5 protein-coding genes and 1 pseudogene are annotated in these 6585 nt (G+C 70.5%); 2 read left to right on the forward strand and 4 right to left on the reverse strand.

What is annotated here, in order from left to right:
* The 4 genes and pseudogenes from LIU39_RS34405 to LIU39_RS34420 form a co-directional block, all read right to left on the reverse strand.
* A pseudogene (locus LIU39_RS34405) lies at nucleotides 1-414 on the reverse strand (hypothetical protein); the annotation flags it as partial.
* A complete protein-coding gene (locus LIU39_RS34410) occupies nucleotides 407-1183 on the reverse strand; it encodes a T4 family baseplate hub assembly chaperone (RefSeq protein WP_227050914.1) in 777 nt (258 codons plus the stop codon). The gene LIU39_RS34410 and the pseudogene LIU39_RS34405, both read right to left, overlap by 8 nt.
* Before the next feature lie 29 nt (nucleotides 1184-1212).
* A complete protein-coding gene (locus LIU39_RS34415; RefSeq protein WP_227050915.1) occupies nucleotides 1213-1737 on the reverse strand; it encodes a phage tail protein in 525 nt (174 codons plus the stop codon).
* A gap of 39 nt (nucleotides 1738-1776) precedes the next feature.
* Entirely contained in the window at nucleotides 1777-3633 is a 1857-nt protein-coding gene (locus tag LIU39_RS34420; RefSeq protein ID WP_227050916.1) for a phage tail sheath family protein, read from the reverse strand.
* 817 nt (nucleotides 3634-4450) lie between these two features.
* Between LIU39_RS34420 and sucC the strand changes: the two genes are divergently transcribed.
* Complete coding sequence (gene sucC / locus LIU39_RS34425; RefSeq protein ID WP_227050917.1) at nucleotides 4451-5629, forward strand: ADP-forming succinate--CoA ligase subunit beta; 1179 nt, start codon at nucleotides 4451-4453, stop codon at nucleotides 5627-5629.
* 20 nt (nucleotides 5630-5649) lie between these two features.
* Nucleotides 5650-6534, forward strand: a complete 885-nt coding sequence (sucD, locus tag LIU39_RS34430) for a succinate--CoA ligase subunit alpha (protein WP_227050918.1) — start codon at nucleotides 5650-5652, stop codon at nucleotides 6532-6534.
* Nucleotides 6535-6585: the final 51 nt, after the last annotated feature.

Raw genomic sequence — 6585 nt, forward strand, 5'->3', positions numbered from 1 at the left:
CACCGGCTCGGCGGCGGCAGGCCGGGCCCGTCCGGTGAGCTGTGCGGCGGGCCGCAGCAGGGGCGCGGCCGGGCGCGGGCCGCGGTCCCCGCCGTCGTCCGCAGCGTCCCGCGCCGCAGGGCCCGGCCGGACCACGGTCTCCCGCTCCGTGGTCCGCACCTCCCGTTCGACGCGGGTGACCGCGTGGCCGGGAAGGCGTGGCGGGGCGGCCGGGGGCGCGAGCAGGCCGGGCGCGGGGCCCTCGTCGTCGCGCCCGCCGCCCAGTGCCTCGATGCGTTCGAACGGGCCGGGCAGTCGCGGGCGCACCCGGGCGGGCCGGCCCGGAGCGTCCGCGGGCGGGCCCGGCAGCCCGGCGGCGGGCACGGGCGTGTGCCGGGCCAGCAGCCGGTCGAAGTAGTCGGGCAGCTCAGGCATCTGCGCACAACTCCAGGTAGTAGCGGCGGCGTTGCGGGCTGAGCGCGAGAATCTCCGGCTCGCTCCAGCCGTAGGCGGTGGCGAGCAGATGGACGTCCAGGAGCACGTCACGGGCCCAGGCGTCCAGCTCGGTCCACAGGTAGTCGGCGATGTCCAGCTCGGCCGGGGTGGCCTCGCCGCACTCGGGGCAGGCGATGCTGAGGGTGATCTCGGCCGTGGGGTCGGCGCGTTCGGCCTCCTCGGCCAGCCGGTGCCGCACCTTCTCCGGCAGCGCGCCGGGCAGCGCGTCGGCCGGCAGCGGCTCGCCGTCCCGCGTGGCCGAGACCGTGCAGCGGGCCAGCAGCAGTTGCTGCGGGTCGGGAGGGGCCAGGGCGGCGGACGGGGCGTCGAGCGCGCGGGCGACCGCGGCGAGGTCGGCGACGGTGGGCAGCCGGAAGTCGACCACCCAGCCGCCGTCGGCCACCCGCAGCACCCCGTCGTCCGCCGCCGTGTCCGCCGCAGGAGCCGCGAACTGCGCCGCGTCGAGGTCGAACTCCATCGCCTCGGCGCACCTGCCGCACTCCACCCGCACCTGCATCCGCTCGCCGAACAGCACCCGGCGCAGCCCGAACAGGTCGGCGGCGCGTCGGCCGACCGGCACCGCGAGCAGCGCGTCGGCGGTGGCCTCCGGGCGGGCCGCCCGGTGCAGCAGCAGGGCGCGCCCTGCCGCGTCCCGGTCAAGACCCGCCTCCCAGGTGGCCAGCAGCTCCCGAGGCCCCGTCAGCGCCATCCCTCACCCCCGTCCGGCAGCTCCCGCGGTCAGGCGGGATGCGTGAACGACGGCTCCTGCGGCTCGGGCACCTCGTAGTCGCGTTCCCAGCCCTCGCACTCCAGCTTCAGGCTCTGGATGGCGACGGCGTTGGCGTTGGCGTCCATCTCGCCCAGGACCTGGTACTCGCTCGGCCAGGACCGGTAGATCTTGTGCGAGACGGCGACCTGCCCGGCTTCGTTGAGGACCTGGATGACGATGTCCTTGCGGAAGTCGGCCAGCGACACCTCGGAGCCGAGACCGGCGCCGACCTGCCACACCTTGTTGGCCCAGCGGTCGAACTCCGGGTCGTGGGTGACCCCGCGCTCCAGGGTGATGCCCTCGAACTCCGAGCGGCCCGGGGACTTGCGCGGAGAGCTGGGGTCGCCGCCGTTCCGGTGCTTGACGACCTCGGTGGTGCGCTTCAGCGGGCTGATCTTGCTGATGCCCGCGACCGTACGCCCGTCCCACAGGACCAGGAACTTGAAGTTCTTGTACGGGTCGAAGCGATGGGCGTTGATCTGAAACTCAGCCATCGGATTCCTTCACGTCCTTTTCCCTCATGTCCCCAGCCGTCAGACGTCGAACTGACCGGCCATCTGCTGGATCTTGACGATCACGAACTCCGCGGGCCTGACCGGCGCGATGCCGACCACGACATTGACGATGCCGCGCTCGATGTCCTCGTCGGTCGTGGTGTCCTTGTCGCACTTGACGAAGTACGCCTGGCGCGGAGTGCCGCCCTTGAAGGCGCCCTTCTCGAAGAGCGAGTGCAGATAGGCGGAGGCGTTCAGCCGGATCTGCTGCCACAGCTGCTCGTTGTTCGGCTCGAAGACCACCCACTGGAGGCCGCGCAGCAGGCTCTCCTCGACGTGCAGCGCCAGCCGCCGCACCGGGATGTACTTCCACTCGCTCTCCAGCGCGTCCGCGCCCTCCAGGGTGCGGGCACCCCAGATCAGCGGGCCGATCACCGGGAAGCTGCGCAGCGCGTTCACGCCGAGCGGGTTGAGCAGCCCGTTCTCCCGGTCGGTGAGCTTGACGGTCAGCGAGTGCACCCCCGCGAGCCGCGCCTCGGTGCCGGCCGGCGCCTTCCACACCCCGCGCTCGCTGTCCGTACGCGCGATGACACCGGCGACCGCGCCCGACGGCGGGAAGGAGCGCAGCCGGCCGGTCAGCGGGTCGGTGAGCTGGAGGTGCGGGAAGTACAGGCCGGAGTGGTTGCCGCGGACCGGCGTGAAGGCGGCGATGCCGGCCCGTGCCGCGTCCACGCTGCCCCAGGCGGCGGGCGCGTCCACGAGCAGGAAGATCCGCCGCTCCTTGCAGAGCCGCTCGGCCGCCGACAGCACCGTGACCATGTCGTCGGTGTTCTCGTACGACGCCAGCTCGGGCAGCGCCAGCAGATTGACGTCGTGGACGTCGCGCAGCGCCTGGAGGCCGGTCTTGCGGGCCTCGCTGCCGATGAGGTCGCGCGGCCCCGGCAGTTCGCCGTCCTCGCCGCCGCACAGCGGGAAGACCGGCGGGTTGACGGATGCCTCAAGGCCCAGGTCGTTGGCGCACTCGCCGACGAACCTGACCACGTCGTCGGGGTCGGTCGAGCCGGCCACGACCTGGATGCGGCGCCCGAACGCGAGGACCTCGGCACCGGCGAAGGCGTGCTTGCCGGGAGCGTCGGGCAGCGCGCGGAGCTTGTGTTCGAGCAGCAGCGCCAGCTCGGTGACGTTGCACGGTGCCTCGCCGTCGCAGTCCGGGTCGTAGAGCGTGAACTCGCGCTCCACCTCGCCGATCTTCACCGTCAACTCGACGTTCAGATCCGGGAGTTCGTGATGGAACGCCTTGGAGACCGTGCCGGACGGGTCGGGGCGGCCCTCGCCGACGACCGCGACGCGGACCAGCGAGGAGCCGGCGTTGACGAGGGTCTCGGCGTACCGGCCGTGGCCGGGATCCATGGACAGTCCGGAGAACGCCTCACGGGCGGTGCCGTGCGCGTCCAGGATCTGGAGGTTGAAGGTCTCGTCCGGGTGGTGGGTGTCGTAGTCGACGGCCACCCGCAGGCCGGAGCCCCAGACGCCGGGTTCCTTGGCGTGCACCTCAAGGACCGCGCACCGGCTGTGGCCCTCGGTGGACTCCAGGGTGACGCAGGCTTCCTTGCCGGTGTGCGCCTTGGCGACCCGGACGATCACCGCGACGGTGCCGCCGTTGCCGAAGAACTGGTGGACGGCGTAGCCGAGCGGGCTCTGTGAGGTCAGCCCGCCGAAGCGGCGCTCGAAGTCGGCGAAGCTGGTGATCCGTACCGGGTGGTTGAGCGGGCCGCGCCGGGTGTGGCCGACGAAGGCGGTCACGGACGTGGTGACGGTGGTGATGCTGCGGATGCTGCTGGGAAGCTCTTCGACATAGACGCCGGGATAGGTCGTATGTGTCGGCTGTGTCAGCATTCCCTCTCCAATCCCTTCAGGCACCGAGTGTGAGGACACCAAGAAATCGAGAAAGTCGGGAGGGGGGCGGGAAGAAGGGGGAGGGATGGCGGGTGCGGGAGAGCCCGCGGCCGCGCTGTTGCCCGCGGTCACGCATCCCCCCCACCACCCATCAAGTTCCCCCGTCTGCACCCGGTGCACAGCGGTCTGCCGACCGGCCTGCACGGGACCAAGCCCGAAGCTTGTGACTCCTGATGCGTAAGTGCTCAACGCAGTGTCCAGCGTGGGGAGTTGGGGGTCAAGAGGTCATTCAGGACACGGCGTGCGTGGGAAATGTGACGGGCCATCGCATCTCCTCCGCACCACATGTGCCCCGCCCACCGACGCGGAATCACGCGACAAGGGGCGCGCGGGTGTGTACCGGCAGAAGCCGCCGCGCGGGGCGTGCGGGCACGGGGCACGGCGGGTGACGGCGCGCCCCACGCCGGGTGACACACGGTGGTGCCGGAAAGGATCGCGCCCGGCAACGCGAGGACGGATTCCGGCCTCGGCGCGACGTGAGCCGTTCCACAACGACGGGCGCCGGCGCGTACGAATCCGCCGGTGTGCGGCGGCTCTGCCATGGAATCTGTGACCGTAATCACCGCCACAGTGTGATCTGCGATTTAGGGCCGCAGGTCCCGCGGCGATAACCTGCGAGACGGACATGCCGCGTATTCGGTCACCGTGTACGCATCCCCTGTGACAGCGCCGTCACGTTGCCCTTCGCGGCACGCCCATCGCAGAGAACGACCCGCGATCACTACGGCGATTCTGAGAAGACAAGGGACGGACGCGCGTGGACCTGTTCGAGTACCAGGCGAGGGACCTCTTCGCCAAGCACGGTGTACCGGTGCTGGCCGGTGAAGTCATCGACACGCCTGAGGCAGCCCGCGAGGCGACCGAGCGTCTTGGCGGCAAGTCTGTCGTCAAGGCCCAGGTGAAGGTCGGCGGCCGAGGCAAGGCCGGCGGCGTCAAGCTGGCCGCCAACCCCGACGAGGCGGTCGCCCGCGCGACCGACATTCTCGGCATGGACATCAAGGGCCACACGGTCCACAAGGTGATGATCGCCGAGCTGTCCCCGGAGATCGAGGCGGAGTACTACGTCTCGTACCTCCTCGACCGCACCAACCGCACTTTCCTGGCCATGGCCTCGGTGCAGGGCGGCATGGACATCGAGGAGGTCGCGGAGAAGACCCCCGAGGCCCTCGCGAAGGTCCCGGTCAATGCCGTCGACGGCGTGGACATCGTCAAGGCCCGCGAGATCGTGGCCCAGGCGAAGTTCCCGGCCGACGTGGCCGAGGGTGTCGCCGAGGCCATGGTGACCCTGTGGGACACCTTCGTCGCCGAGGACGCCCTCCTCGTCGAGGTCAACCCGCTGGTGAAGACCAAGGACGGCCGCATCCTGGCGCTGGACGGCAAGGTCTCGCTCGACGAGAACGCCGACTTCCGCCAGCCGGAGCACGAGGCCCTGGAGGACAAGGCCGCGGCCAACCCGCTGGAGGCCGCCGCCAAGGCCAAGGGCCTCAACTACGTCAAGCTCGAAGGCGAGGTCGGCATCATCGGCAACGGTGCCGGTCTGGTCATGTCGACCCTGGACGTCGTCGCGTACGCCGGTGAGATGCACGGCAACGTGAAGCCCGCCAACTTCCTCGACATCGGTGGCGGCGCCTCCGCCGAGGTCATGGCGAACGGCCTGGAGATCATCCTCGGCGACCCGGACGTCAAGTCCGTGTTCGTCAACGTCTTCGGCGGCATCACCGCCTGTGACGAGGTCGCCAACGGCATCGTCCAGGCCCTGGAGCTGCTCAAGTCCAAGGGCGAGGACGTCAACAAGCCGCTGGTCGTGCGCCTCGACGGCAACAACGCGGAGCTGGGTCGCAAGATCCTTTCCGACGCCAACCACCCGCTGGTGCAGCGCGTGGACACCATGGACGGCGCGGCCGACAAGGCCGCCGAGCTCGCGGCTGCGAAGTAAGGACGAGGGACTCCAACACCATGGCTATCTTCCTCACCAAGGACAGCAAGGTCATCGTCCAGGGGATGACCGGCGCCACCGGCATGAAGCACACCAAGCTCATGCTGGGTGACGGCACCAACATCGTCGGCGGCGTGAACCCCCGCAAGGCCGGCGAGAAGGTCGACTTCGACGGCACCGAGGTGCCCGTCTTCGGCTCCGTCGCCGAGGCGATGGAGAAGACCGGCGCCGACGTCTCCGTCATCTTCGTCCCGCCGAAGTTCGCCAAGAGCGCCGTCGTCGAGGCGATCGACGCCGAGATCGGCCTCGCGGTCGTCATCACCGAGGGCATCGCGGTGCACGACTCCGCCGCCTTCTGGGCGTACGCCGGCGCGAAGGGCAACAAGACCCGGATCATCGGCCCGAACTGCCCCGGCCTGATCACCCCCGGCCAGTCCAACGCCGGCATCATCCCGGGCGACATCACCAAGCCCGGCCGCATCGGTCTCGTGTCCAAGTCCGGCACGCTGACCTACCAGATGATGTACGAGCTGCGCGACATCGGCTTCTCCTCGGCCGTCGGCATCGGTGGCGACCCGGTCATCGGCACCACCCACATCGACGCCCTCAAGGCGTTCGAGGCGGACGCCGACACCGACCTGATCGTGATGATCGGTGAGATCGGCGGCGACGCCGAAGAGCGCGCGGCCGACTTCATCAAGGCCAACGTCACCAAGCCGGTCGTCGGCTACGTCGCGGGCTTCACCGCGCCCGAGGGCAAGACCATGGGCCACGCGGGCGCCATCGTCTCCGGCTCCTCCGGCACCGCCCAGGCGAAGAAGGAGGCCCTGGAGGCCGCCGGCGTCAAGGTCGGCAAGACCCCGTCGGAGACCGCACGGCTGGCCCGCGAGATCCTCGTCGGCTGACCGCAGCCTCCCGGCAGCACCGGACCCGTCCGGCGCACTCCGGCCGCGGGG

It is taken from the genome of Streptomyces pinistramenti, from assembly GCF_020564935.1.
GTDB classification, from domain to species: domain Bacteria; phylum Actinomycetota; class Actinomycetes; order Streptomycetales; family Streptomycetaceae; genus Streptomyces; species Streptomyces pinistramenti.